The 25,833-nt window shown below is 61.8% G+C and carries 30 protein-coding genes; 22 read left to right on the top strand and 8 right to left on the bottom strand.

Annotation, left to right across the window (positions count from 1 at the left end):
• Positions 1 to 70 precede the first annotated feature (70 nt).
• From AB7951_RS09110 to AB7951_RS09120, 3 genes are all read left to right on the top strand, one after another.
• Positions 71 to 460, top strand: coding sequence for a c-type cytochrome (locus AB7951_RS09110; RefSeq protein WP_120293070.1), 390 nt, complete (start codon positions 71 to 73; stop codon positions 458 to 460).
• 727 nt (positions 461 to 1,187) lie between these two features.
• Complete coding sequence (locus AB7951_RS09115; protein WP_120293072.1) at positions 1,188 to 1,643, top strand: type II 3-dehydroquinate dehydratase; 456 nt, start codon at positions 1,188 to 1,190, stop codon at positions 1,641 to 1,643.
• A gap of 11 nt (positions 1,644 to 1,654) precedes the next feature.
• Complete coding sequence (locus AB7951_RS09120; protein WP_439061725.1) at positions 1,655 to 2,569, top strand: 2-hydroxyacid dehydrogenase; 915 nt, start codon at positions 1,655 to 1,657, stop codon at positions 2,567 to 2,569.
• Here AB7951_RS09120 and AB7951_RS09125 read toward each other — a convergent pair.
• The gene (locus AB7951_RS09125) at positions 2,537 to 3,484 is read right to left on the bottom strand and encodes a LysR family transcriptional regulator (protein ID WP_068732018.1); all 948 of its coding nucleotides are present in this window, start codon (positions 3,482 to 3,484) and stop codon (positions 2,537 to 2,539) included. The genes AB7951_RS09120 and AB7951_RS09125 overlap by 33 nt on opposite strands.
• Before the next feature lie 91 nt (positions 3,485 to 3,575).
• Between AB7951_RS09125 and AB7951_RS09130 the strand changes: the two genes are divergently transcribed.
• The 7 genes from AB7951_RS09130 to AB7951_RS09160 all read left to right on the top strand — a co-directional run bounded on the left by AB7951_RS09130 (position 3,576) and on the right by AB7951_RS09160 (position 10,048).
• On the top strand, positions 3,576 to 5,036 hold the full coding sequence (locus AB7951_RS09130) for a 4-hydroxyphenylacetate 3-hydroxylase family protein (protein WP_120293076.1): 1,461 nt from the start codon (positions 3,576 to 3,578) through the stop codon (positions 5,034 to 5,036).
• A complete protein-coding gene (locus tag AB7951_RS09135; protein WP_089264771.1) occupies positions 5,033 to 5,536 on the top strand; it encodes a flavin reductase family protein in 504 nt (167 codons plus the stop codon). The genes AB7951_RS09130 and AB7951_RS09135 overlap by 4 nt, the downstream gene beginning before the upstream one ends.
• Before the next feature lie 11 nt (positions 5,537 to 5,547).
• Positions 5,548 to 5,958: a RidA family protein gene (locus AB7951_RS09140; protein ID WP_089264770.1), complete on the top strand. Its 411-nt coding sequence runs from the start codon at positions 5,548 to 5,550 to the stop codon at positions 5,956 to 5,958.
• A 175-nt stretch (positions 5,959 to 6,133) separates the two neighbouring features.
• A complete protein-coding gene (locus AB7951_RS09145) occupies positions 6,134 to 7,171 on the top strand; it encodes an ABC transporter substrate-binding protein (RefSeq protein WP_120293078.1) in 1,038 nt (345 codons plus the stop codon).
• 78 nt (positions 7,172 to 7,249) lie between these two features.
• Complete coding sequence (locus AB7951_RS09150; RefSeq protein ID WP_120293080.1) at positions 7,250 to 8,104, top strand: ABC transporter permease; 855 nt, start codon at positions 7,250 to 7,252, stop codon at positions 8,102 to 8,104.
• Positions 8,101 to 8,916 carry an ABC transporter permease gene (locus AB7951_RS09155; protein ID WP_120293082.1) on the top strand — a complete coding sequence of 272 codons (816 nt, stop codon included), beginning with the start codon at positions 8,101 to 8,103 and terminating at the stop codon, positions 8,914 to 8,916. Before AB7951_RS09150 ends, AB7951_RS09155 begins: the two co-directional genes overlap by 4 nt.
• Complete coding sequence (locus tag AB7951_RS09160) at positions 8,900 to 10,048, top strand: ABC transporter ATP-binding protein (protein WP_199712133.1); 1,149 nt, start codon at positions 8,900 to 8,902, stop codon at positions 10,046 to 10,048. Before AB7951_RS09155 ends, AB7951_RS09160 begins: the two co-directional genes overlap by 17 nt.
• Positions 10,049 to 10,059: 11 nt before the next feature.
• On the opposite strand, the gene AB7951_RS09165 is transcribed toward AB7951_RS09160, so the two are convergent.
• The gene (locus AB7951_RS09165; RefSeq protein ID WP_120293084.1) at positions 10,060 to 10,713 is read right to left on the bottom strand and encodes a DUF1028 domain-containing protein; all 654 of its coding nucleotides are present in this window, start codon (positions 10,711 to 10,713) and stop codon (positions 10,060 to 10,062) included.
• A 39-nt stretch (positions 10,714 to 10,752) separates the two neighbouring features.
• Between AB7951_RS09165 and argE the strand changes: the two genes are divergently transcribed.
• From argE to AB7951_RS09185, 4 genes are read left to right on the top strand one after another with little or no spacing between them, the layout of a single operon-like run.
• Positions 10,753 to 11,931 carry an acetylornithine deacetylase gene (gene argE, locus AB7951_RS09170; protein WP_120293086.1) on the top strand — a complete coding sequence of 393 codons (1,179 nt, stop codon included), beginning with the start codon at positions 10,753 to 10,755 and terminating at the stop codon, positions 11,929 to 11,931.
• Positions 11,928 to 12,938: an NAD(P)H-quinone oxidoreductase gene (locus AB7951_RS09175; protein WP_439061724.1), complete on the top strand. Its 1,011-nt coding sequence runs from the start codon at positions 11,928 to 11,930 to the stop codon at positions 12,936 to 12,938. Before argE ends, AB7951_RS09175 begins: the two co-directional genes overlap by 4 nt.
• 48 nt (positions 12,939 to 12,986) lie before the next feature.
• Positions 12,987 to 13,412: a heme-binding protein gene (locus tag AB7951_RS09180; RefSeq protein ID WP_120293088.1), complete on the top strand. Its 426-nt coding sequence runs from the start codon at positions 12,987 to 12,989 to the stop codon at positions 13,410 to 13,412.
• A gap of 8 nt (positions 13,413 to 13,420) precedes the next feature.
• A complete protein-coding gene (locus AB7951_RS09185) occupies positions 13,421 to 14,029 on the top strand; it encodes a glutathione S-transferase (protein WP_120293154.1) in 609 nt (202 codons plus the stop codon).
• Between the two features lie 8 nt (positions 14,030 to 14,037).
• Here the strand turns inward: AB7951_RS09185 and AB7951_RS09190 are convergent, their stop codons facing one another.
• Both AB7951_RS09190 and AB7951_RS09195 read right to left on the bottom strand, forming a co-directional pair.
• Positions 14,038 to 14,310 carry a hypothetical protein gene (locus AB7951_RS09190; RefSeq protein WP_089264763.1) on the bottom strand — a complete coding sequence of 91 codons (273 nt, stop codon included), beginning with the start codon at positions 14,308 to 14,310 and terminating at the stop codon, positions 14,038 to 14,040.
• Positions 14,311 to 14,383: 73 nt separating this feature from the next.
• Positions 14,384 to 15,529, bottom strand: coding sequence for a GGDEF domain-containing protein (locus AB7951_RS09195; RefSeq protein ID WP_120293090.1), 1,146 nt, complete (start codon positions 15,527 to 15,529; stop codon positions 14,384 to 14,386).
• A 220-nt stretch (positions 15,530 to 15,749) separates the two neighbouring features.
• Between AB7951_RS09195 and AB7951_RS09200 the strand changes: the two genes are divergently transcribed.
• Both AB7951_RS09200 and AB7951_RS09205 read left to right on the top strand, forming a co-directional pair.
• Positions 15,750 to 15,998 carry a hypothetical protein gene (locus tag AB7951_RS09200; protein WP_089264761.1) on the top strand — a complete coding sequence of 83 codons (249 nt, stop codon included), beginning with the start codon at positions 15,750 to 15,752 and terminating at the stop codon, positions 15,996 to 15,998.
• Between the two features lie 171 nt (positions 15,999 to 16,169).
• Positions 16,170 to 16,439, top strand: a complete 270-nt coding sequence (locus AB7951_RS09205) for a hypothetical protein (RefSeq protein WP_231080251.1) — start codon at positions 16,170 to 16,172, stop codon at positions 16,437 to 16,439.
• Positions 16,440 to 16,447: 8 nt separating this feature from the next.
• Here the strand turns inward: AB7951_RS09205 and AB7951_RS09210 are convergent, their stop codons facing one another.
• Positions 16,448 to 16,861, bottom strand: coding sequence for a hypothetical protein (locus tag AB7951_RS09210; RefSeq protein ID WP_120293092.1), 414 nt, complete (start codon positions 16,859 to 16,861; stop codon positions 16,448 to 16,450).
• Between the two features lie 210 nt (positions 16,862 to 17,071).
• Here AB7951_RS09210 and AB7951_RS09215 point away from each other — a divergent pair, with 210 nt between their 5' ends.
• From AB7951_RS09215 to AB7951_RS09235, 5 genes are read left to right on the top strand one after another with little or no spacing between them, the layout of a single operon-like run.
• Positions 17,072 to 18,079 (top strand): ABC transporter substrate-binding protein, encoded by a 1,008-nt coding sequence (locus AB7951_RS09215; RefSeq protein WP_120293156.1) that lies wholly within the window; start codon positions 17,072 to 17,074, stop codon positions 18,077 to 18,079.
• A 42-nt stretch (positions 18,080 to 18,121) separates the two neighbouring features.
• Positions 18,122 to 18,937 (top strand): ABC transporter permease, encoded by an 816-nt coding sequence (locus tag AB7951_RS09220; RefSeq protein ID WP_068732044.1) that lies wholly within the window; start codon positions 18,122 to 18,124, stop codon positions 18,935 to 18,937.
• A gap of 4 nt (positions 18,938 to 18,941) precedes the next feature.
• Complete coding sequence (locus tag AB7951_RS09225; protein ID WP_120293094.1) at positions 18,942 to 19,727, top strand: ABC transporter permease subunit; 786 nt, start codon at positions 18,942 to 18,944, stop codon at positions 19,725 to 19,727.
• Entirely contained in the window at positions 19,724 to 20,785 is a 1,062-nt protein-coding gene (locus AB7951_RS09230; RefSeq protein WP_120293096.1) for an ABC transporter ATP-binding protein, read from the top strand. Before AB7951_RS09225 ends, AB7951_RS09230 begins: the two co-directional genes overlap by 4 nt.
• A complete protein-coding gene (locus AB7951_RS09235) occupies positions 20,782 to 21,624 on the top strand; it encodes a phosphodiesterase (protein WP_120293098.1) in 843 nt (280 codons plus the stop codon). The genes AB7951_RS09230 and AB7951_RS09235 overlap by 4 nt, the downstream gene beginning before the upstream one ends.
• A gap of 1 nt (position 21,625) precedes the next feature.
• On the opposite strand, the gene AB7951_RS09240 is transcribed toward AB7951_RS09235, so the two are convergent.
• Both AB7951_RS09240 and AB7951_RS09245 read right to left on the bottom strand, forming a co-directional pair.
• On the bottom strand, positions 21,626 to 23,104 hold the full coding sequence (locus AB7951_RS09240) for a GH1 family beta-glucosidase (protein ID WP_439061723.1): 1,479 nt from the start codon (positions 23,102 to 23,104) through the stop codon (positions 21,626 to 21,628).
• A gap of 31 nt (positions 23,105 to 23,135) precedes the next feature.
• Positions 23,136 to 23,972 carry a siderophore-interacting protein gene (locus AB7951_RS09245; protein WP_120293100.1) on the bottom strand — a complete coding sequence of 279 codons (837 nt, stop codon included), beginning with the start codon at positions 23,970 to 23,972 and terminating at the stop codon, positions 23,136 to 23,138.
• A 314-nt stretch (positions 23,973 to 24,286) separates the two neighbouring features.
• Here AB7951_RS09245 and AB7951_RS09250 point away from each other — a divergent pair, with 314 nt between their 5' ends.
• Positions 24,287 to 25,108 carry an aspartate dehydrogenase gene (locus AB7951_RS09250; RefSeq protein ID WP_120293102.1) on the top strand — a complete coding sequence of 274 codons (822 nt, stop codon included), beginning with the start codon at positions 24,287 to 24,289 and terminating at the stop codon, positions 25,106 to 25,108.
• Positions 25,109 to 25,111: 3 nt separating this feature from the next.
• Here the strand turns inward: AB7951_RS09250 and AB7951_RS09255 are convergent, their stop codons facing one another.
• Positions 25,112 to 25,786 carry a peptidoglycan recognition protein family protein gene (locus tag AB7951_RS09255; RefSeq protein WP_120293104.1) on the bottom strand — a complete coding sequence of 225 codons (675 nt, stop codon included), beginning with the start codon at positions 25,784 to 25,786 and terminating at the stop codon, positions 25,112 to 25,114.
• Positions 25,787 to 25,833: the final 47 nt, after the last annotated feature.

Here is a 25,833-nt window from a genome sequence, read left to right on the forward strand (position 1 = left end):
CGACGGCATTCTTGACTTGCCGCCCTCGCAGACACGCCACGACAATCACCACAATCGAGGTTTGACCAGGATGACGTTCCGCTTTCCGCTGCTCGCTTTGTCGCTCGCACTGATGACAACTGATACCATGGCGCTGGATGTTGCAGCCGGGGAGAAGTCCTTCAACAAGTGCCGCGCCTGTCATCAGGTCGGTGAGACCGCGAAGAACACCGTGGGGCCGATCCTGAACGGTCTGTTCGGGCGCAAGTCCGGCACTGTCGCGGGCTATAACTATTCCGACGCCAACAAGAATTCCGGCCTGACCTGGGATGACGCGGTATTCACCGACTATATCAAGGACCCGAAGGGCAATATCCCCGGCACCAAGATGAGCTTTGCCGGCATCAAGAACGAGCAGGAGATCAAGGATCTCGCCGCGTTCCTGAAGCAGTTCGCGGCGGACGGCAAGAAGGGCAGCTAAAGCGCTGCCGCATTTTAGGAGAGCAGCTCGCTTGATATGATCCGGACGAAATCGTTGCAGTTTTCGCTAGATGCTGCTGATCGGCAGACTGGAGATCGCATCAAGGGTGGCGTCCTGATCTCCCAATAACCATGCTCAGAATGTTGGATGATTGGCCCACGGTACGCTGGGCATCCGATGAGTGGATGATCCAACATTTCAATTGTTGGCACGACTCTTGCTGATCCCAATAAGGAGATAGGACGGCTAGCGAGAGTGAATCTTGAAAAACGTGTTGATCCATAGAGCGAGACATTGGTGTGTGAACATCTGGCGCGAAATCAGGGATTCCTTGAAACACGTACCGATGCACTAACCCGATGCCGACCGTGCGCCGCATGTCATCCGGGCCGACTTTTTCGGCCGGTTTCGATTGGTCGCCTCGCACATTTTTACCCAGCGACGGACGACGCCGCCTTCGGGCTTTTCACCTACGGCAAGAGCAACCTCTGAACCATACTGAAATCCGTCGAACCGCATAGGTTCTTTTGATTTCTGCAATGAGGCAGGTCTCTCTAAGGTTCAATTTGCGGATGCGCTGCGCCGATGCGTAGCTGCATGCGCCCTGTTGGCGAAGGGTTGAGCATCTGGGATCACCCGACGTCGCTCGTTCGTTGGTATTTTCTCCCGGTTCGGTCTTGCCTCTCAAGAATACCCGATTGCCCTCCAGACAGATGAAAGCGCGGCCATGACGTCTCCAGTTGTCTATTTCCTCAATGGTCCCAATGCCAATCTTTATGGGCTGGACAAAAGCGGCACCTATGGCCGCGAAAGTTTCGTCTCGATCAAGAAGCGCTGCGAGGATCATGCGGCTTCGCTCGGCTTGACCGTTGATTTCCGCCAATCCAACCACGAGGGCGTTCTGGTTGACTGGATTCAGGAGGCGAGGGAGAGGGCCGAGGGGATCGTCATCAATGCCGCCGGTCTCACTTACTCATCGGTACCCATTCTCGATGCGTTGCTCGCTTTCGAGGGACCGATCATCGAGGCGCATATGAGCAATATCTGGAAGCGCGAGCCGTTCCGCCATCACTCCTATGTGTCGCGCGCGGCGACCGGCGTGATCGCCGGGCTCGGCGCGCTGGGCTATGAACTGGCATTGACGGCGGTATCGCGCCTGATCGCCGAAAAGGCCGCGCAATGACATCGGAGGTGATGGCATTCTACAGCGTCCTCGATGACTTCAAAACGTGGCGTGCGGCGCTGGCCGCGGAGGGGATCGATCTTCGTCAGCCTGACGATATTTCGGATCCAGCCAGCGTGCGGCACGCGCTGGTGTGGAAGCCTCCGCATGGGTTTTTCTCGCGCTACCCAAATCTCGGGCTCGTCGTCAATCTCGGCGCCGGCGTGGATGCGCTGGTCGGACGCGACGATCTCCCGGACGTGCCGATCACGCGCCTGTCCGATTCAAAAATGGCGCGGATGATGGCCGGATACGTGCTGTGTGCCGTGATCCGTTATGCGCGGGACATTCCGGCCTTCGAGCGCGCCCAGCGCCAGCATCGCTGGCATTATATTCATCCACGCGATCCAGAGACCATCACTGTCGGCGTACTCGGCCTCGGCGAACTCGGCCTGACCGCAGCGATGGAATGCGCGCGACAGGGCTATCGCGTGCGCGGCTGGTCCAACTCCTTGAAGTCGGTGGAGGGCATCGAGACATCGGCCGGCCTGTCTGCGTTGCCGGATATCCTGGGCGATAGCGACATTCTCGTCTGCATGTTGCCTCAGACGCCGCAAACAAGCGGGTTGCTGAATGCCGAGCGCCTGGCGCAGATGAAGCGTGGCGCGGTCTTCATCAATGTCTCGCGCGGCAGCATCGTCGATGAGCCGGCGCTGATCGAGGCGTTACGTTCTGGCCATATCGCGGAAGCGACGCTGGATGTTTTCGCTACCGAGCCACTGCCGCCGGCGAGTCCGCTCTGGGCGATGGACAATGTTCTGATCACGCCGCATCTCGCATCGGTGGCGCTGCCGGGTTCCGCGGCACAGCAGATCGGCGAGAATGTACGCCGGCTGCGGTCCGGGCAGGAGTTGCTAAGCCGCGTCGATCCGCGCCGGGGCTATTGAGCCCGGCGCGAATTGGCCGCCAACAGCAAAGGCGTCGCGCGCGTAGTCGGCGAATGTCTGTACCGCCGGTCGCAGCGCGTGGCGCTTCAGACGCAGCGCCATCACATGCGTGGCCGGCAGTTTTTCGGTGATGGGCACTACGGCGACGCGGCTGCCATCATAGCCGATGGTGGTGCGCGGCACGGCATTGTGGATCGAATATCCCTGGCCATTTCCGATCAGTCCGCGGATCAGCTCGAATGATCGGGTCCGGAAGGAAATGCGTGGCTCGATACCGGATGCCGTAAACAGGCTGGCGAAGTAATCGCGTGAATGCGGCAGGTCCAGCAGGATGAACGGCTCGTCGCGCATTTCGGTCAGGCTGATCGACGACCGGTTTGCCAAAGGGTGATCTGCCGACAGCACGATATAGGGCGGCAGCTCGCAGAATTTCTCACCGACGATCTCGTCAGGGACGGCAAAGGAATAGGACAGCGCGAGTTCGGTCCGTCCAGAGACCAGCCCGTCGATGATCTCCTGCTGGTCGCCTTCCTCAAGTTTTACCGAGATGCCCGGCTGCCGTTCGCGAAAGCCGGACAGCAGCCCCGGCATGAAGCGTGTGGCGAGGGTCGAGAAGCTGCCGACCACGATTTCGCCGTGCAGCGTGCTGCCAAGCGATTGGGCGCTCTGGGCAAAATCGCGCGCATGCGCGAGCAGCAATCTCGCGTCGTTTACCAGCCGCTGGCCGGCGGGGGAGAGGGTCACGCCCTTGGCGAGATGGCGAATGAAGATCTGGACGCCGAGTTCAGCCTCCAGCTGGCTGAGTGCGGCCGAAATCGAGGGCTGCGACACGTTCAGGCGCTTGGCGGCTTCTGTCACGCTGCCCGCATCGGCCGTCTCAACCACATAACGCAGGGCCCGGAGCGAGAACCTCATCGTGTTTTCCTATGCATCTCCAAACATAAAAATATTTTCCTTATGATAGGCCCTTCGGCACCCTGTCGTCCAGTCGAACAGGAGCCGATCAATGATCCGCACGGGTGAAGAATACAAACAGGGCATTCGCGATGGCCGCGAGGTCTGGATCGATGGCGAGCGCGTCAAGGACGTGACCACGCACCCGGCGCTGAAGCCGATCATCGACGTCAAGGCCCGGATGTATGACATGGCGCGTGAGGAACGTTACGCCGCCGACCTCACTTACGTTGAAGACAACGAGACACATTCGGTCTTCTACAAGCCACCGACGGAACAGAAGGACTGGCACGACAAGATCAAGGCCGTCGATCACGTCATGAAGGACATCGGCGGCGTGGTCACCCGCGTCGGCGATGAGACCATCGGCGAGATGTGGTCGCTGACCGACGGGCGCGACGTGCTGGCCGAGATCGACCCGCGCTTCGCCGCCAATATCGATCATCACATTCGTGCCGTGATCGAGAAGGACATCTTCCACGTCTCGGCCAACACCGATCCGAAGGGCGACCGTTCGCTGCCGCCGCAGCAGCAGGATCCGGACCTGATGGTTCACGTCACCCGTGAAACCGATGCCGGCATCATCATTCGCGGCGCGAAATACGAGACCGCGGCGGCCTATGCCGATCAGGCCTATCTGAAGCCGACCGTCGGCGCCTGGGCCAATGAGAAGCTGTCCGACTATGCGGTGGGCTGCATCGTCAAGATGGGTGCGCCGGGCGTGAAACATATCTGCCGCGGCGGCTTCGCCAATCGCAGCAGCGCCAATGCCAAGGACTATCCGCTTGCCAATCGCTTCGATGAGGTCGAGGCGCTGGTGGTGTTCGACGACGTGCTGATCCCGTGGGAAGACGTGTTCTTCTATCGCCATACACGCGCTGCGCAGTTCGTGCGTTCGACGCTGCATCGCTATTCGGCGTTCCCCTACGTGCTGCGTCTGCTCTACACCGCCGACATGATGATCGGCGCGGCGATGTGGAACGCCAAGCAGACCGGTCTCGACAAGCTGCAGTCGGTGCGCGAGAAGCTCGCCGATCTCGTCTGCTACCGCGAAGGCATCAACGCGCATCTCACGGCCTCGATCGCCATGGCGGAGAAGAGCCCGGGCGGCCTTTTGATGCCGCAGCAGTCTATGCTCTATGCCGGCCGCGTGTTCGCCTGTTCGCAGCTTCCGGTGATGATGCATATCGCGCGCGAACTGTGCGGCGGCCAGATCTGCATCACCCCGAATGCCGATGCCTTCGAGGCCGAGGGATCAGGCAAGTGGCTGAACAAGTTCTATTCGCTGAACGACCAGTGGCAGGCCGACGATCGCCGCAAACTGCTCGCCTTCGCGCGCGATCTCTTGAACTCCGACTATGCCGGTCATCGCCTGACCTTCGTGCAGTTCGCACAGGCGCCGCACTTCAATCATCTGGCGGCGGTCTATAACAGCTTCGACTTTGCGGGGCCGCTGGATTTCGTGAAGAAGTCGGCGGGTCTGTCAGATCGCATCGATGGAGCGAAGTCGTGAGCGCTGCGGCGCATCCCTTGGTCGAGGTCGATATCTTCCGCGATGCCATGCGGATGACGGCCTCGGGCGTGGCAGTGGTGACAACAGATGGCGAGGCGGGCCGCGCGGGCGTTACGGTGTCGTCGCTGTGTTCGCTGTCAATGGAGCCGCCATCGGTTGTATTCAGCGTTCACCGCGACAATCGCCATCTCGAAAAGCTGCTGGCCAATGGCGTGTTCGTCGCCAACATTCTGTCCGATGTGCAGGAGCGTATTGCCAACAGCTTCGCCGGGTTGATCCCTGAACTGCGCGACAACCGTTTTCTTGCCGGTGACTGGTCGGAGTTGCTGACCGGCGCGCCTGCGCTCGATGGCGCGTTATGCAATTTCGATTGCCGTGTCGCCAGCGTGTTCGATTTCGGCTCGCATCGCATCGTCGCGGGCGAGGTGCTGAACGTTCGCAACCAAGCTGCGCTGCCCCTGATCTTCTCCGATCGCACATTCCGTCGTCTCGCCGCCTGAGGATCTGCTCCATGACCACCCATCAGCGTTTTCGCAAGTTCAACACCAAGGAAGCCTATCCCGAGCAGTCGCTCGACAACGATGTCTGCATGGTCGTGCGCGCCAACAACACCGTTTATGTGCGCGGCCAGACGGCCATGGATCTCGACGGCAAGATCGTCGGTATCGGCGATGCCGCTGCGCAGACCGAGAATGCCATGACATGCGCCAAGGTGCTGCTTGAAGAGGCAGGCTCCAAGCTCGAGGACGTGGTGAAGATCGTCATCTACATCACAGATCGCGCCTATCGCGAGCCGGTCTATCGCGTCGTCGGCAAATGGCTGAAGGGCGTCTATCCGGTTTCGACGGGGATTATCGTTCAGGGCCTCGCCAAGCCTGAATACCTGATGGAAATCGACATCATCGCGGAAATTCCGGCGTAACGACGCGTTTTTCGCCGGCACTACAGAGATCAATCGGACGTTTGTGGCTTCATCCTTCGCATGATCGATGAGTGCGGATGCGCGCGCCCGTCCGGCGGAAATTCTTGAGGTAAATCAATCGTCTGGCACGATGCTTGCTTTTCTTTCTGGGTCATAATCCTTGTGAGGTTTCGAGATGAAGCGCGCCTTGAAGTTTACTGCATTGATGTTGCTGTCGACGCTCGCGATCGGCGGGCAGGCATCCGCCCAGGAGAAGCTGGTGGTCAGCACCTGGGGTGGAAGTTTCCGCGATCTGATCGATGAAGCGATCGCCAAGAAATTCACCGCCGACACCGGCGTGAAGGTCGAATACATCACCGGCGGCACCATCGACCGCCTCAATCAGGCCAAGCTCGCTGCTGCCAAGCCCGAGAGCGACGTTACCTTCACGACGGCCCATGTCGGCTGGCTCTATGCCAACGACAATCTGTTCGAGAAGCTCGACATGGCGAAGATCCCGAATGCCAGCCATCTGGTCGAACAGGCCAAGATCAGCCCGTATCACATCGGCGCCTGGGCCTATGTCTACACGATCGGCTATCTGCCCGATCAGTTGCCGAAGGGCGTGAGCTTCGAAAGCTGGGAAGGTCTATGGAATCCCGCGCTCAAGGGCATGATCTCGTCGCCCGATTTCGATCCGAGCCATGTGATGGTCGTTGCGGCCAAGCTGTCCGGTGGCGATGCAGCGAATTGGGAAGTCGGCGAAGCCAAGATGAAGGCGCTGAAGCCGAACTACAAGGCGTTCTACACCAATGACGCCAACAGCCAGCAGCTGTTCGCGACGGGTGAGACCCCGGTGCAGGTCGTGCTGTCAATGAACGCCTATTACATGCAGGCCCAGGGCGTGCCGATCAAACTGGCGATTCCGAAGGAAGGCGCCGTGCTCGGCGTCGATACGATGGGCATCACCAAGGGCTCGACCAAGGCGGAGCTGGCCTACAAGTTCATCAACACCGCGCTTGATCCGGAAGTGCAGGCGAAGATCGCCGAACTGAAGAAGGGCAGCCCGGTGGTGGACAACGCCAAGGTCAAGCCCGAGATCGCAGCACTGCCGGGCGTGTTTACGACCGCGGATCAGTGGGCGAAGCAGACGCTGGTGATCGACGCCAAGCTGCGTGCCGAGAAGACCGGTATCTGGCGCAAGTGGTTCACCGAAAACATCATGGCTCCATAAACGAGTCCCGGTCGCGATCCGGTTGATACCGCCGGGTCGCGATCGATGACGTCACGTTCGCCCACTTCGAGTTTGTCCATGAACACACGTCCATTTCTCGGATGGTTTGTCTCGCCGGCCGGCCTCGTCGCTGTGGGCCTGATCGCGGCGATGCTGGCTGTCTTTCAGTACAGCGTGCGGGCCTATATTCCCGGAACGCTCGAAGTCGGCGGGTTCACCTGGGCCAATTTCGAAGCCATGCTGCGGCCGCTTTACGCCCTGGCATTCTGGAACACGGTGCTGATCTGTTTTGAAACGGCGGTGTTCACGCTGCTTCTTGCCTATCCGCTGGCCTATGCGTTGACGCGCACCACCAGTTCCGCGCTGCGCTCCTTCATCCTGATCGTGTCGGTCACGCCGCTGTTTCTCGGCGAGGTGGTGCGGACCTATTCCTGGATGATCGTGCTCGGCAATAACGGCTTCCTGAACACGCTGCTGCTCAAGCTCGGCCTGGTGGACCGCCCGTTACGCATGATGTTTACCTCGGGCGGCGTGATCGCGGCACTGGTGCATGTGACCATGCCGATCATGGTCATCATGCTGGCCGCGGCGCTGTCGCATATCGACCGCAATTACGAGAAAGCCGCCGAAAGTCTCGGCGCTGGCCCGATCCGAATCTTCATGACCATCACGCTGCCGCTGTCGATGCCCGGCATCGTTGCCGGCTTCTCGACCGCCTTTGCCTGGACCTTCAGCGCGTTTGCGACGCCGCAGCTGATCGGCGGCGGCCGCGTCGCCACCGTATCGACGCTGATCTATCAGCTCGGCTTCTCGTCGTTCAATTTCCCCTTCGCCGCCAGTCTCTCCATCATTGGCCTCGCGCTGTCGTTGGCCGTGATCGCGCTGCTGAAGAAAGCCGCGAGCCCGCTCGAACGTATGGCGGGCACCACATGAAACGCTCACCTGCAACCCTTGCGCTGCGCTGGTCGGGCCGCGTCCTCGTCGCTGCTATCCTGCTGTTCGTACTGCTGCCGGGCGTCGTCGTGGCGATTTCGGCTTTCAACGATCGCGCGATCCTGCAATTTCCGCCGCAGTCCTGGTCGCTGCGCTGGTTCTACCGCGCCTTCTCCTATGCCGATTTCGCCAAAGGTTTTTGGAATGGCCTGACCGTGACGGTCTGGGCATCCAGCATCGCGGTCGTCGTGGGATCGGCCTTTGCCTTTGCCATTCATCGCTACAAATTCGCGCTCAGGGATTTTCTTGAAGGCATTTTGCTGTCGCCGCTGATCATCCCGCATTACACCGTCGGTCTTGGCATTCTCATCCTCGCCTCGCAGACCGGGATTGGACGCGGCTTTCCGCTCGTCGTCTTCGCCCATGTGGTGATGGTGTTGCCCTTCGTGATGCGCAGCACTTACATCTCGCTGGAAAATCTCGACACGCGCTTGGAGCTGGCCGCGTCCAGTCTCGGTGCCACGCCGCTGCGGATCCTGTTCACGGTGACGATCCCGCTGTTGATTCCGGGCTTGCTCAGCGGCTGGCTGTTCGCGGCGATCCTGTCCTTCAACGAATTCACGGCGACTTTGTTCGTCAGCAGCCAGGCCACGCAGACGCTGCCGGTCGCCATGTATAATTACGTCCGCGAATTCGCCGATCCCACATTGGCCGCACTCTCGGTCATCTACATCGTCGTGACGGCGACTTTGCTCACGATCGCAAATTCCTTCCTGGGCCTCGGGAAAATCCTGAATGTTGATGCGCACTGATCCAATGACGGCACACACGCCAGCCGCGGCGAGCGACAATATCCGCCCGGCGGTGCAGCTGGACGGCGTCACCAAGCGCTTCGGCGATTCCATGGCGCTGCATGAGGCCTGGCTGAAGATCCGGCCGAGCGAGTTCATGACTCTGCTGGGCCCATCCGGCTGCGGAAAGACGACGCTGCTCAATCTGGTTGCCGGCTTCCTCGAAGCCGATAATGGCGAGATCTTCATCGACGGCGATCTGGTCACGGAGACGCCCGCGCATATGCGTGAGATCGGCATCGTGTTCCAGAACTATGCGCTGTTCCCGCATATGAGCGTCGCCAAGAACGTCGGTTACGGATTGAAGACCCGCGGCGTCGACAAGAAAGAGATCGCGCGCCGCGTCGATGAGGCGCTGGCGCTGGTCAAGCTGTCAGGCTTTGCCGATCGCAAGCCCAAGCAGTTGTCCGGCGGCCAGCAGCAGCGCGTCGCGCTTGCGCGGGCGCTGGTGATCAAACCGAAGGTGCTGCTGCTCGACGAGCCGTTCTCAGCGCTCGACAAGAATCTCCGCGGCTCGATGCAGGTCGAGCTCAAGCAGATCCAGCGCGAGCTCGGCGTCACCACGATCTTCGTGACGCATGATCAGGGCGAGGCGCTGTCGATGTCGGATCGTATCGCCGTGATGTCGGCCGGGCGCATCCGCCAGATCGCGGCACCCGACGATATCTATCGCCGGCCTGCCGATCGCTTCGTCGCGTCCTTTGTCGGCGATGCCAATATCCTCAACGGGCGCCTTGTCGAGAAGCGCGGCGATGTCGCGGTCGTTTCGGTCGGCGACATCAGCGCCGACGTTCCTGCGGCGCCGATTGCCGCGCTTTCGATCGGCGATGCCGTGGATGTCTTCGTGCGGCCGGAGCATCTCGCCGTCACGGCGCGTGGCGCTTCGGGATCGCTGCCCGGCACTGTGACGACGCAGGTGTTTCAGGGCGGCCATGTCGATCTCTATATCGACGCGCCTGGCAGTGCGCGTGAGCGCATCCTGCTGCGTTCGCCGGGCATTGCGGCACTGTCGTCCTGTCCGGTCGGAGCCGAGATCGGATTGACCATCGGCTCCGACGATATCGTGGCGTTTCCGCCAGGCGAGGCGGCGTGAGGCGGCCGCGTCTAGAACGACGGCGCGGCGCCCGGATTCATCGCGCGCGCGACATAGTCCTTCTGCTGCGGCCGATAGCGCTCCCACAGCGCGCGGAGTTCACCGATCGGAGCGTCGTGCCAGTCGACACGCAGGTCGACCACCGGCCAGTCGAAGCGATCCGCCACATGCAGCCCGGCCGCGTGCTCGTCGTCGGTCTCGCCGCCCGCATCGAGGCCGGCTTCCAGCGCCGACATCAGCCGCTCCGCCAGCGGTTGCCCCGCCGTAGCTTCGAACTTTGCGATCATCACGCTCGGGACTTTTTCATCGACCAGCAGATTGCCCATCGCGAGACAACCATGGCCCTGCGCAATGCCAACGATCGGCAGCGCCTGCGCGCCGGAATGCCACGCCACCTGGCCGTAGCGATCGATCACACCGACCTGCCGCCATGCGGGCTGCGGCGTGCCGATCGTGAGATTGTTGAGGACGGCGCCGGCGCCGAGGCCCTGACGCAACAGTGCGAGGCCGGTCGGGCCGAGCGACGGATCAGTGACATTCTGCGACACCACGAGACCGAGCGGCCCCACCCAGGCGCAGCGCGCCGGCACGGCAATGCTCGACGACGTGATGGCAATGCCGAACGCGCCGGTCTCCGGACAACGTGCCGAGATGGAATAGGTCATCGTGATGCTCCCGCAATCGTAAAAGTATTTGGAGTATAGATGATCGATCGAATAGCTCAAATACTTTGCGAGCTGATCAGTATTGAAAGTATAAGTTCAAATTCGAACCTCGATATCATCGCATATATCGAGCGGATACTAGCGTCGGCGGGCGTGTCTTCGCGCCGCGTGCCGTCGCCTGATGGCTGCAAGGCCTCGCTGCTCGCGACTATCGGTCCCGTGGATCGTCCTGGCGTGGTCCTGTCAGCGCATACGGATGTGGTGCCGGTGGACGGGCAGGCCTGGACCGTGCCGCCATTCGCAGGCGTGGTCCGCGATGAGCGCGTCTATGGTCGCGGTGCGACCGACATGAAGGGCTTTCTCGCCGTCGTTCTCGCTGCCGTGCCGCGTTTGAAGCAGGCCGCAACCGCTGCGCCCGTGCATCTGGCGTTTTCCTATGATGAGGAAGTGGGATGCCGCGGTGCGCCTGATCTTGTGGACGCGCTCGTGCAGTCCGTTGCAATGCCTGCACTCGCCATCATCGGCGAGCCCACCACGATGCGCGTCGTTCGCGCGCACAAGGGCAAGATCGCGCGCCGCCTGACAGTAACAGGCCGCACCGGTCATTCGGCGATGCCGCATCGTGCGGCCAATGCGGTCGATGCGGGCGTTGCGATCGCGCATGCGCTGCGTGGCTTCGCTGATGAGGAAGTCGCGCGCGGCGGCGATGCGGCATTCGATCCGCCATACACGACCATTCACGTTGGCTCGCTGCATGGCGGCAGCATGGTCAATCTGGTGCCGGAACGGGCCGTGCTGGAATACGAGATCCGCACCATGCCAGGCCGTGACGCGGGCGAGATTCTTGCGCGGGTCGATGAGGTGGTCGCGCGCGAGCGTGATCGGCTGCGCGCCAGTGCGCCGGAGGCTGACATCGTCTCCGAGGAACTGTCGGCCTATCCCGGGCTCGATACTGCTGCCGATGCCTCCATGACGCGTCTGGTCGCAGAAATGGCAGGCGATACGCAACCCGCAACCACAGTCGCCTTCGGCACTGAGGCCGGCCTCTATGCAGAGGCCGGCATCCCGACGCTGGTCTGCGGACCCGGCGACATGGCCCGCGGCCACAAGGCTGATGAATGGATCGGTTTCGACGAGCTCGCGGCTGCGAACGCGATGATGGACAGGCTGGCGGATTTGCCGCGTCGGCCGAGTGAAGAGTGGATACGCGTATCATGAAGAACGAAGTGTCGACGATCATGTCGACCATGCAGGCGATCATCGCAGCGCAAGCAGGCGGTCCTGACGTTCTGGCGCAAGTCGAACGACCGGTGCCGGTGCCCGGTCCTGGCGAAGTGCTGATCGAAGTCGCCGCCGCAGGCGTCAATCGCCCGGACCTGATGCAGCGAAGCGGTGCCGTGCCGCTGCCGCCGGGTGTCACTGACGTGCTCGGTCTCGAAGTCGCCGGCCGCGTGATCGGTGGCGACGCGGCCTTACAGGGGCAGACGGTGATGGCGCTGGTGAAGGGCGGCGGCTATGCGCGCTATTGCATCGCCAAGGCGTCGCATTGTCTTGCGGTGCCCGAGGGGCTGACGATGGAGCAGGCGGCGGCATTGCCCGAAGCGCTGTTCACCGTCTGGCACAATCTGTTCGAGCGCGGCCGGTTGTCGAAGGGCGAGACCGTGCTGGTGCATGGCGGTGCCAGTGGTATCGGCACCATTGCGATCCGCTTGGCCATCGCGCGCGGCGCGACGGCCATCGCGACTGTGGGCAGCGATGCCAAGAAGAAGGCGGTGGAAGCGCTTGGCGCCATCGCAATCAACTATCGTACCGACGACTTCGTTGTCGCAGCGCGCGACACCACAAGCGGGCGGGGTGTCGATGTTGTGCTCGACATCGTCGGCGGTTCCTATGTGGCGCGCAATCTCGATGCCCTCGCGCCGGGCGGGCGCCATGTCAGCCTGTCCTTCATGGAAGGCGGCGTGGTGCCGATCGATCTCGGTTTGGTGATGCGGAAGGGATTGTATCTGACGTCGTCGACGCTGCGGCCGAAGTCCGATGAGGAGAAGACCGCAATCGCTGCCGCGCTCCGTGCCGAGGTGCTGCCGCTGGTGGCATCCGGCGAGGTGAGGCCGCTGATCTGGCGGACGCTGCCGCTCGGTGAGGCTGCGCAGGCCCATCGCATTCTGGAAGCCAATGAAAATATCGGCAAGGTCCTGCTGCTGCCGGCTGGCGCCGCCGCATGAGCAGCGATGTCGAGCGCAAAAGCCGCATATCGATACAGGAGCAGTCCCATGGCGACGACTAAACCCTCTCTCAAGCTGACACATGAAGGCGCGCTCAAAGCGCTGGTGGGTGCCGTCGCCAAGGCAGAAGAGTTGGGCGTGGCGCAGAACATCACGATCGTCGACGACGGCGGCAATCTGCTGGCGTTCGTCCGGATGGACGGCGCCAAATTGCTGTCGCGGGAAACATCGATTTCCAAGGCCATTACGGCCGCGTCGCATCGGCAGCCGACATCGCGGCTCAATCCCGCCGACGAGATCAAGCTGGCCATCGCAGGCGGCGGCCGCCTCACCAATCTCGAAGGCGGACTGCCCATCGTGATTGCAGGCCAGTGCGTCGGCGCGGTCGGCGTTGGATCGGGCACCGGCGCGCAGGATGTCGAAGTCGCGCGGGCCGCGCTGGCAGCCATCGACGCGGAGGATCAGAAGCCATGAGCAACAAGATCGAACTGTTTTATGCGCCGACATCGCCTTATGTGCGCAAGGTGATGGCCTGCGCCATCGAACTGGGGTTGGCCGATCGCATCGTGTGGCTGCCGAGTGCGGCGCATCCGCTCAAGCGGGACGCGCGGATCGCAAGTTTCAATCCGCTGGCCAAGGTGCCGGCGGCGAAGCTGGCGGATGGCACGCTGCTGTTCGACAGCCGGGTGATCTGCGAATATCTCGACGACCTCGGACACGGTTCGCTGTTTCCGCGCGGCGCGGAGCGCTGGCAGGTGCTCACGGAGCAGGCGCTCGGAGACGGCCTGCTCGATGCTGCGCTGCTCACGCGCTATGAGAATACCTGCCGTAGCGACGAGATCAGATCGGCGGAGTGGATCGATGGTCAGATGACCAAGATCGCTGCGTCCCTAGACCAGATGGAAAACGACGTCGCAGTGTTTGGCACTCGCGTCAGCATCGGCAGCCTCACCATCGCCTGCGCGCTCGGCTATCTGGATTTTCGTTTTGCATCATTCGACTGGCGCAGCTCGCGGCCGGCCCTGACCGACTGGTTCGCAGCCGTGTCGGAGCGGCCGTCACTGCGAGATACGTTTCCGGCCGAGGGGTAATTCTGTCGTCAGCTTTCAGCCTCGACCCAGTTCAGCGTCATCCGCATCGCATGGCTGTGCCGGGCTTCGATCAACCACTGTTCTTCGCGATAGCAGATCGAGCGCAGCAGGCTCTCGATGGCGAAGGAGGCGAAGAACCGCGGCGTAATTTGCTCGACCTCGATGGGGCCGAGCGGAAAAGCGACGATCGACGCCGCCTTGAGGTGGCTGTCGTTGGGACGTGGTTCTGAGGCGCGCAGCAGATTGAGCGTCTCTATGGCAATGGTTTTCTGACCGGGCATCGGGGCATTCTGCCGAAAAACCTTACGCTGCCAGCGAGTGCTTAATTTTTCGTGGAACCGGGCGTCGCGCGGCTCAGGCGGCCAGATGAAAATCAGAAATTTGCACGCGATTTCGGCCCGCCGCCTTGGCCTGGTAGAGCGCAGCATCTGCTCGGCTAAGCAATGCCTGCAGCGTTTCAGGCTCGGCTGACCGGATCGCGATGCCCACGCTGACCGTGGCGTGGATAACACCGGCGGAAGTCGGGAACGTCTTAGTTTCGAGCGTCGATCGGATACGCTCGGCAACAGCGGCTGCTGCTTTTGGGCTCGACGCGGATAGGACAATGCAGAATTCCTCGCCGCCCAGACGCGCGGCAACGTCTTCGGCGCGAATGTTCGAGAAGATCACTTCAGCAAAGGCCCGCAGCACGCGGTCGCCGGCGGCGTGGCCGAACCGATCGTTGATCGTTTTGAAGTGATCGAGATCCATCACCAGAATTGCAGTGTTGGATGCTGTCTCCGTTACCCTTTCGCCAAACAGCGCGCGCCGATTGAGCAGGCCGGTCAAAGGATCGGTCATGGCATCGGATTTATGCCGGTTCGACGTCCGGATCTGGTTGATTGTCAGTGACAGCGCACCGATCCCGGTCAGACCGACGATCACCATCAGTGAATTGAACTGTTCTGCCCAATTCATCGGTCGATCGGTCAGCACGAATTGCCCGGTACGCAAGAGTTCGGCACCGCAAGCCACGAACGATGCGGCCGTGACGAGATAGAGTAGCGCATTTGCGACCATCAGCAGCGGTGCTTCGGCGCGCGCGTGCCAATATTGCGCAGCCGAGAGCGCAACGAGAAGGCCCGTGCCAAAATTCGCGGCCATCGTGCCGACGCCGGTGTAACCAAGCGCAAAGCCGATGATCATCGGAACGAGCCCTGCCGTGGTGACGAGGGCGGCGCGAATCCAGTGGGCCTCATTCGAGCAGAATTGCGTGGTGCCCGCATAGATCACCCCGAAGCCGACAAGCAGCAATACGAATGCAGCGAGCTGTAGCCTCGAATCATACTGCTCGAAGCCTGCATAGATGATGACGGCAACGACCGTGGTCGCGAGACCGATCGACCAAGTCAGCAGATAGGTCTCGGATCGCGCGACGAGCCAGGTGGCGAGCAATGTGAGCGCGAGCGCCGCGCTCGAGAGTCCGATCGCTGCGAAGATGGAGGACTGATCTAGCAACATGATGTCCGAACGCGGTGTAATTTATTTGATGCGCAATAAGCAGCACCCACTTACCACCGATCGCGGTCGGGGCCACCCATTTTGTATGGTGAGCAAAGCGTTACCAGGCCTGTGGACGGGATATCCGGAGATCGTCGTAAGGCCGTTTTTTGCGACGATTTGTGCCGGAACGAGACGCAGCGACCGGCGTTTTCCTGCAGGGCGTTACAGAGGGTTGAACATGAAAAAAATTCTGGCAACGGCAGCAGCCGCATTGATGATCGCGAGTTTCACGGCGACGGCGGCGTCTGCGAAGAAAGTCCATCGTGGCTACAAGGCGCACCACGGATATTACGGGGCCTATGGCCAGATGCGAGGTCCCGCAATCTTTCGTGGCAATGCGGCGATGAGCGGCAATCACGGCAATTCTGCCTATGGCAGCAACTCGCTCGGCCATATCAAGGGCGGCAATATCGGGGGCGGCAAGTAGCGCGGCATTACATTGGGGAAGGCGAGATCGATCGTTTCAATGCGACCGATCTGGTTAACGTCTTTCTGATGGGTTGGTGGTAATTGGCTATACCGCAACTTACAGTTCAGGTTTGTCATGCTCCCGGATGGCCGTTATTCGGCGTGGTTTCGTATTCCCGAGAAGGAAGGTATGGGGATTATCACGCTCGCTGATGGTCGATTGTCGGGCGGCGATACGGTGATCGCCTATAGCGGTTCCTATATCCAGAACGGCGATGCTTTCACGGCGACGATTGCGACCCGCCGGCATGCGGACGGCCAGCCAACGATCTTCGGCATCGACGAGGTCGAGATTGATCTGGTCGGGACATCCAAGACCACGACGGCGTCCTGCAGAGGTGTCGTCAAGCAACGCCCCGGCGTGCCGTTTGAGGTCGTGCTGGTGCGCATGGAAGGCTAGCCTCCGGTCTATTCGCGCAACTCGTATTGATGTCGCAACAGCTGAACCATGTCCTGGACCCGCTGGCGCCAGGCACGCGCGTCAGGCACCGCGCCGGCGGCCGGCGTGATGCGCAACATGGCGTTCCATGGGCGCGTGCCATAGACGACCACTTCGAAGCCGGCTGTCGGACAGCCATCGATACCCCTTAGCGCGCGCAGGATCACATCCGCGATTTCCGACCGGCCAAGCGTGCGGGTGCTCTCGACCGCAAGTTGCGGCTCCAGCGATGCCGCTGGATTCTCCTCTGCGACGACCGGATCGAAACCGTCTCTGGTGTCCGCGTCTGGCTCAGGCCTGATCGGTTCGGGATCGCCTGGCCTCCTCATGAGTCGTTCGACCAGACCGAGCAGGCCTCGATCGCGTTCGGGCGTCTCTTTCACATCAACGGTCCAATATCAGCGGCGACACGTGATTTCACATCCTCCGCGGGGTGTTGTCGATGGGCTTCGCGGTCATTGCGGTGCACAAATGCGCTGCGGGTTGGCTTTGTCGCAAAAGTTTCATCCGCGGCCTATAGTGGGGCGTCACGCATTCCCCTCAGACTTCTATGCGCCGGCCTTAAAGCCTGCGTCAGGATGGAGACGATCGCCGTGAAACCGTTCCGCTTGGTATTTGCTCTGTCCGCGCTGGCGCTCGCCGCCCTATCGCAGCCCGCCCGTGCTGCGGATGTCATCTGCTACAACTGTCCGCCGGAATGGGCCGACTGGGCGTCGATGATCAAGGCCGTGAAGACCGACCTCAGCATCGAGATGCCGCATGACAACAAGAATTCCGGCCAGGCGCTGGCGCAGATCCTCGCCGAGAAGGCCAATCCGGTCGGCGATATCGGCTATTTTGGCGTCACTTTCGGTATGAAGGCCAAGGCGCAGGATGCACTCGAACCCTACAAGCCTGCCGGCTGGGATCAGGTCGATGCCGGCCTGAAGGATTCCGAAGGCTACTGGACCACGATCCATTCCGGCACGCTCGGCTTCTTCGTCAACAAGGATGCCCTCGCTGGCAAGCCGGTGCCGAAGTGCTGGAAGGATCTCGCCAAGCCCGACTACAAGGGCATGGTCGGCTATCTCGATCCGACGTCTGCCGCCGTCGGCTATGTCGGCGCTGTTGCGGTCAATCTCGCCCTCGGCGGCACCGACCAGAATTTCGATCCGGCCATCGCCTTCTTCAAGGAGCTGAAGAAGAACGACGCGATCGTGCCGAAGCAGACATCCTATGCCCGCGTCGTCTCCGGCGAGATGCCGATCCTGCTGGATTATGATTTCAATGCCTATCGCGCCAAGTATTCCGAGAAGGGCAGTTTCGAATTCGTCATTCCCTGCGAAGGCTCGGTCGTGTTCCCCTATGTGGTCGGTCTCGTGAAGAACGCGCCGCACAAGGACAAGGCCAAGAAGGTCATGGATTATCTCCTGTCCGACAAGGGCCAGGCGATCTGGACCAACGCCTACCTCCGTCCGGCCCGCAAGATCGACCTGCCGGAAGCCGTGAAGGCCAAGTTCCTGCCGGACAGCGAATATGCCCGCGCCAAGAGCGTGGACTGGGGCAAGATGGAGCTGGCGCAGAAAGGCTTCAGCGACCGCTATCTCGCCGAAGTCCGTTGATGCACAATGGTGCCCCGGCGGGGGCAGGGGCACCATAATTTCATGTCGCATCGTAATTTCATCTGGATCTGCCTGCTGCCGCTCGTGGTGGTGACAGCAGCCTTCTTCCTCTTGCCGATGGCGCAATTGCTCGCCGTCGGTGCCGGTGGATCGCGCGGCGTGTCCGCCTATCTCGCGATCATTACAGAACCGCGCTATCGTGCCACGCTGATCAATACGGTCGTACTCGCTGCGGCGACGACCATCGCCACGCTGGTGATTGCCACCATCGCGGGCCTGTTTCTGCAGCGGCATCGCTTCCCCGGCCGCGCCGTGCTGATCGCGATGCTGACATTTCCGCTGGCATTTCCCGGCGTCGTGGTCGGCTTTCTCATCATTCTCCTTGCAGGACGTCAGGGCCTGATCGGCGCCATCACCGCCGCGGTGACGGGCGAGAAAGTCGTATTCGCTTATTCGATCTTCGGTCTGTTTCTCGGCTATCTCTATTTCTCGATTCCGCGCGTGATCCTCACGGTGATGGCCGCGGTGCAGAAGCTCGATATCGGATTGGAGGAGGCAGCGCGTTCGCTCGGTGCGAGCCCGTGGGCGGTCCAGCGCGACGTGGTACTGCCGGCGCTCGGGCCGGCTTTCGTAGCCTCGGGCGCGATTGCCTTCGCGACGGCGATGGGGGCGTTCGGGACAGCCTTCACGCTTGCGACCAACATCGATGTGCTGCCAATGCTGATCTATACCGAGTTCACATTGGCGGCGAATTTTGCGATCTCGGCGGCGCTGTCGATCGGACTCGGCGTGATCGCCTGGGCAATCCTCGCGCTGGCCCGCTCAATGAGCGGCGGCGCTGTCGCGGCGGCGGGGTAAGCCGATGCGCGATCGCCTGATTTTCGCTGGCCAGCTCGGCTTCACACTGCTCGTCGCGGCGTTCCTCGTCGTGCCTGTTGTGCTGTCGATTTCCGCTGGCGTCACCGTCAATTACTTCCGTGGCATCCAGTCGGGCGTCACCCTGCAATGGGTGGTACAGGTCTGGAACCTCTATGCCGGTGAAATCGGGCTGTCGTTTCTGATCGCCTTCGCGACCCTGGCGGTGACGCTGGTTGTCGGCGTGCCCGCGGCTTATGGGTTACACGTGAAGAGCGGTAGGTTGTCGCGCGTGATCGAGGAGATCATCACGCTGCCGCTGGCAATCCCTGGCCTGGCCATCGCGCTGGCGCTGCTGCTCACCTATGGCGGTTTCGGTGGCTTCAGGCAGTCGTGGGTCTTCATCCTTACTGGCCACGTGATCTTCACCATGCCCTTCATGGTGCGCTCGGTGATGGCGGTGTTCGCTTCGGTGGACATTAAGACGCTGGACGAGGGCGCTGCCTCGCTCGGCGCCTCGCCATGGACGCGGTTTTGCAATGTCATCGTGCCGAACGCCATGCCCGGCATTCTCGCCGGATCGCTGATGGTGGTGACGCTGTCGCTCGGCGAATTCAACCTGACCTGGATGCTGCACACGCCGCTCACCAAGACGCTGCCGGTCGGCCTCGCCGATAGTTACGCGTCGATGCGGCTGGAAGTGGCATCGGCCTACACACTGATCTTTTTCATCATGATTGTGCCTCTTCTGGTGGCGATGCAGATGTTTGCCGAGAAGGGCGAAAAGAAATGAGCGGGATCGCAGGCCACGGTGCGGCCGTCCATATCGAGAACTGCGGCAAGACCTTTCCGGACGGTACGCAGGCTCTGGCGCCGGCTTCGCTGGATATCGTCAGTGGTGAGACGCTGGTGCTGCTCGGTCCTTCCGGTTGCGGCAAGACCACCATGCTGCGGATCATCGCCGGGCTGGAGACGCCTGATGCGGGTGGCCGTGTGTTGTTCGACACAACCGACATGACCGCGGTGCCAATCGAGCAGCGCCATGTCGGCATGGTGTTCCAGTCCTATGCGCTGTTTCCCAACATGACCGTGGCCGAGAATATCGGCTACGGGCTGAAGATTCGCGGCGTCGACAAGGCCGCGCGCGCGGCGCGTGTCGCCGAGATGGTGGCGCTGACCAATATCGGCGGGCTCGAAAACCGCCGTATCGATCAATTATCTGGCGGCCAGCGTCAGCGCGTTGCGCTGGCGCGCGCGGTGGCCGTGCGTCCACGTGTGCTGCTGCTGGATGAGCCATTGACGGCGCTTGATGCGTCGCTGCGCGACCGGCTGCGCAGTGAACTCAACAACCTGCTGCGTTCACTCGGGATCACCGCGATCTATGTGACTCACGATCAGGCCGAAGCGATGGAGCTCGGCGACCGTATCGTTGTCATGCGCAAGGGCGCCATCGCCCAGATCGGAACGCCGCGAGAGATCTACTTTGCTCCCCAGAATCGCTTCGTCGCCGAATTCGTCGGTGCGGCCAATATCGTCGAAGGGCCGGTGGCGAGCGGTCGGCTGACGCTGCCTGGTGGCTGGCTGGCGCTCGATGATGCCGCCGACAACGCTGCGGCAGTGGCGATGATCCGGCCAGAGACCATCGGAATTGTCGCCGAGGCGGATGCTTTCCTGCGCGGCATGGTTGAAAGCGTCGCCTTTATCGGTGATCGCCAGCGCCTCGTGGTGACGGGTGCGGCGAACAAGCCGTTGACGGTGGACGCGCCGAACACCATCAATGTGCGTGCAGGGGAGCGCGTCGGCCTGTCGGTCACGCCTCAAGCGGTTCGCGTGTTGCCGAAAGAAGACTGATGTCGAAGCCCACCATCATCGCGCAGATCTCCGATCTGCATATCAAGGCGCCGGGCGAGCTGGCCTATGGCAAGGTCGACACGGCCAAGGCGCTGGAGCGCTGTGTGGCCGAGCTGAACGCACTCGATCCGCGGCCCGATCTCGTCGTCATCTCCGGCGATCTCGTGGATACGCCGACGCCCGGCGAATACGAGTATCTGTGGCGACTGCTGGCGCCGCTCAAGATCCCGTTCATCGGTGTTCCCGGTAATCACGACGCCCGCGACATGATGCGCGCGGCATTTCCCGATTGGGCCTATGCCAAGTCGTCGGGCCCGCTCGATCAGGCGCGGACGGTTGGCCCGCTCGATATCATCCTGCTGGACTCGCATGTTTCGGGCAAGCCGCGCGGCACGCTGGAAGCGGCAACGCTGGAGTGGCTGGATGCCACGCTGGCATCATCGCGCGAGCGGCCGGCATTGTTGTTCCTGCATCATCCGCCGTTCCGCACGGGCATCACCCATATGGACGTGCAGGACCTGTTCAACGCGGATGAGCTCGCTGCCATCGTCCGCAGGCATCCGCGCGTGCGCATCGTCGCCGCCGGCCACGTCCATCGCGCGACACTGACGACATTCGCCGGGACGGTTGCGACCATTTGCCCGGCGCCGAACCATGCGGTCGATCTCGACATCGCCGAATTGCGTCCGCCGTCCTTCCGTGTCGAGCCGCCGGCTTTCCACCTGCATGTCTGGTTTCCGGATGGCGAGGAGGGCGGCCATCTGGTCACGCATCAGGTGCCGATCGGCGACTTCGACGGCCCGCATCCGTTCTTCGGCGCGGATGGGAAGTTGCTCTGAGCTAGACCAGCGCGTTGGCCGCGATCAGGCTGCGATAGAATTCGGCTGACAGCTTCGGCGTTCGTTTCTGCGTCGCGAAGTCGACGTGATACAGCCCGAAGCGTTTTTCATAGCCATCCGACCACTCGAAATTATCCATCAGGCTCCAGTGGAAATACCCCCTTACGGGGATGCCTTCCGACGTCGCGCGCTGCAGATGCGTGAGATAGTTCCTGAGATACATGACGCGGTCGAGGTCGTGGATCTTGCCGTCACCGGCCGGCCGGTCGGCGGCCGATGTACCGTTCTCGCTGATATAGATCTGCTTGACGTTCCAGACCTTGGCGACATTGCGGGGCGCCCAATACAGCGCCTCCGGCCCGATCCGCAGCCAGTCCGAATCCATGCGCGGGAACGAGGTCGGGAACGGCACCAGCGCGAAGCCGTGCTGATCGCCACTCGCTACCACATAATATTGCGGCATGTAGACGTTGAGACCGACGAAATCGACGGGGGAAGAAATGATCTTCAGTTCTTCGGCGGTGAAGCTCGGCGCATTCTTGCCGGCATAGGCCAGGAATGCATCGGTGTATCTGCCTTCGAGGATGACGGTCATGTAGCCGCCATTCATCTCGCGCGTTGCGATTTCGGCTGCGCGGATATTGGCAGGCGTCTCGATGGCCGGGACGCAGGATGCGACATTCTCGGCAACGCCGACCTTGGTGTCAGCGCGTCCATTGGCGCGGATCGCCTGCACAGCCATGCCGTGGCCCAGTGCGACGTGATGGCGAACCTGGTTGAGCTGCGGCTGTGGCAGCTTCAGGCCGGGCGCGAGCTCGACCGGGCCGTGGCCATAGCCGAAATCCACGAAGGTCCCGCATTCATTGATGGTGAAGATGTTCTTGACGCGGTCGGTAATACGTTGCGCCACATGGGCGGCATAATCACCAAACGCCTTCGATGTATCTGGCGACGCCCAGCCGCCGACGCGGTCCTGCAGCGCCTGCGGCAGATCCCAGTGATACAGCGTGGCGTATGGCTCGATGCCATTGGCCAATAGCTCGTCGATGAGGCGGTTGTAGAAATCCAGCCCTTGCGGATTGGGCGTGCCCACGCCGGTCGGAAATACGCGCGACCATGACATGGAGAAGCGATAGGCCTTCCCGCCCAGCGCCTTCATCAGTTGGACGTCTTCCTTGTAGCGATGGAAATGATCCACCGCGTGGTCGCCGTTGCCGCCGCCGCGGATCTTGCTCGGTGTGTGCGAATAGCTATCCCAGATGGAGGGGCCGCGGCCTTCGGCCGCGACGGCACCCTCGATCTGATAGGCCGACGTTGCGGTGCCCCAGACGAAATCCGCCGGAAAACGCCGGTCGTTGGCAAGCATTGCCGGTGTGGCCGAGACTGTTTGAGCTTCGGCCTGCGCAGTCGGGACGGCGAGGCCGGCGGCGAGCGCGCCGGCCGCTCCGGTAAAATCGCGGCGCGTGAAACGATGGGACACCGGTACTCCCTGCTATCTGCAGATGTGACGATCAATCGTCATGCGGTTCATGATAGTTCTCTGCGCCGCCTTTCCAATAGCCCGATGCCTTGACCCATGCCTTGGGATGCTGGCGCTCGTCGACGAGAATCTTGCGGAGGCGCTTGGCGACTTCGGATTCCGCGGCGATGAAGGCGTAGCCGTCTCCAACGGGAAGTTTGAGGTTGCGCAGAGCATCTTCCATCAGGGTGGTCGATCCGGCGCTGTGCTGGCCTCGATGCAGCCAGTTGATCGTGACGGAGGCCTTCGCTGCGAAGACCTGCTCCTCGGCGGCGTCGGCGACTTCTGCGATCACGATGGCCCGCGTGGCAGGACGCAGTTCTTCAAGTCGGCGGCCGATGGCGGGCAGGGCAGTTTCGTCGCCGATCAGCAGGTACCAGTCGAAGTCGTCCGGCACCACGAACGAGCCGCGCGGGCCGCCAATACCGACTTTATCGCCTGGCTTCGCTTCGGCGGCCCAGGTCGTGGCAGGTCCCGCATCATGAATGGCGAAATCGAGGTCGAGTTCTTTCGCGGTTTCGTCATAACGCCGCGGCGTGTAGTCCCGCGCGATTGGCCGCGTGCTCTCATCGACCAGCACACGGCCTTCGCTGAAGACGGGCATCAAGGGCTCGGCTTCGCCGGGGCGCGGGAAGAACACCTTGACGTGGTTGTCATAGGACGCACTCACGAAGCCTTCGAGGTCGTCACCGGTGAGGGTGATGCGCTTCATGTACGGCGTCACCGACGTCACGCGCTTGACGGTCAGCAGACGGCGCTTCAGCTCGTGGCGAACGCGCGTGATGCGATGAAGATCGTTGGAAATGGTGTCTGAAGATGTGTCGGTCATGTGGATTCCCGGGGAATCCAGATCGGCCTGTTTGACGCGATGTCGCGCAGGTCGAGCCTGGATCAGGTTCGATCGGCGCGTTGGTTCACGTTAACGCTTACGTGCGGCCTCGCCGAGACAGCAATCACGGCAGAGGTAGCGAAACGTCCTTTTACGTGCAAGCCCGGGATTGTCGCACGTGCTGCACGATGGCGTGAGGCCGGAAGCCTTCTAAACTGGCTGACGTCACCGCATGGACATTGCGGCCTTTCCGGGGGAGAACCGTTTCCGGATATGGCGGCGTGGCCCCGAAATCATTGGACGAGATAGACCTGATGAGCACTGAAGCAAAGTCTGCCACGCGCGTGGCCATTGTTGGCCTTGGCCCGATCGGCCGCAAGGTGGCGGAAGCCCTGGACCGCGGCATCGACGGTCTGGTTCTGGCGGCGATCGCCGTGCAGAATCCGGAGAAGCATCAGGCGTTCCTGTCCGGTCTCGGCAAGGCGCCGCCGGTGCTGCCCATCGCAGGCCTCGTGGATGTCGCCGATATCGTGATCGAATGTGCGCCGGCCAAGCTGCTGCCCGAAATCGTCAAGCCGTTCGTCAGCAAGGGCAAGACCGCGATCGTGCTGAGCGCTGGAGCGCTGTTGTTCAATGAGGATCTCGTCGCGCTGGCCAAGCAGAATGGCGGTCAGATCGTAGTGCCGACTGGCGCCCTGATCGGGCTCGATGCGGTGACCGCAGCGGCCGAAGGCAAGATCAATTCGGTGAGGATGGTGACGCGCAAGCCGGTGAAGGGTCTCGCCGGCGCGCCCTATATCGTCGAGAACAAGATCGACATCGAGAGCATCACCGAACCGATGAAGATTTTCGAGGGCACGGCGCGCGAAGCCGCCAAGGGCTTTCCCGCCAATCTCAATGTCGCCGTCGCGCTGTCGCTTGCGGGCGCGGGGCCTGATGCCACGACGCTGGAAATCTGGGCCGATCCGGCGCTGACCCGCAACGTCCATCGTGTCGAGGTGGATTCGGATTCCGCACGGTTCTCGATGCAGATCGAAAACATCCCGTCAGAGAACCCGAAGACCGGCCGCATCACCGCGCTGTCGGTGATCGCCTATCTGCGCAAGCAGCGCGCGGCGCTGCGCGTCGGAACGTAAGGCCTACTTGCTGCTCTCGGCTTGATGCGCAGGGGCTATCTGCTGCGCAGTCTCGATTCCCTGGGTCCGGGCGATCCTGGCGAGTTCGCAGCCTTCGCAGTAGCGGCGATCCTTGTAGTCGATCCAGTTATGGGCGAAGACGCGCTCATTCGGGATGTCGTAGCGGGCCTGCAACACGCGGACCAGCACGCGCCAAGCCGCGATCTGGGCATCGGTGGGCGGCTTGCGGACATTCGGATAGTTGCCGACGAACTCGACCCCGATGGACGAGTCATTGTCGATCTGCTGATAGGTCCCGCTGTTGTCGATATACTTGTTGTCGTTGCGGTTGCCGCGGTTGAGATGGTTCGGCACCGCCCATTCGGGCGTCGACCAGTAAACCGTGCCGTCGGTCTCGATCCAGATGGCGACGCCGCGACGATCGGGTTTCTGCATCTGCGCGACGGCGTTACGCCAGGCGGAGCCGACCGCGCCTTCCGACTGATGCACGACGATGTTGCGCCATTCACGGGCGTGGCGGAGATCGGCCCATGGCCTCAGCCAGACCATGTTGAGACCGGGAATGTCGGGGGTACCGCGGGAGCGGGCGGCGATCTCGAAGTTTGACAGCGTCTGGGCGGTCGCCGGTGTGGCGATCGCGTACAAAACCAGCAATAGCCCGACGACCCGACCTCTCATGTCCCTCGTTTCCGAAGGCGTCTCATAACGCCTCCGGAAAGCGTAAC

The sequence above is a fragment of the Tardiphaga sp. 285_C5_N1_2 genome, assembly GCF_052076065.1.
GTDB lineage: Bacteria > Pseudomonadota > Alphaproteobacteria > Rhizobiales > Xanthobacteraceae > Tardiphaga > Tardiphaga robiniae.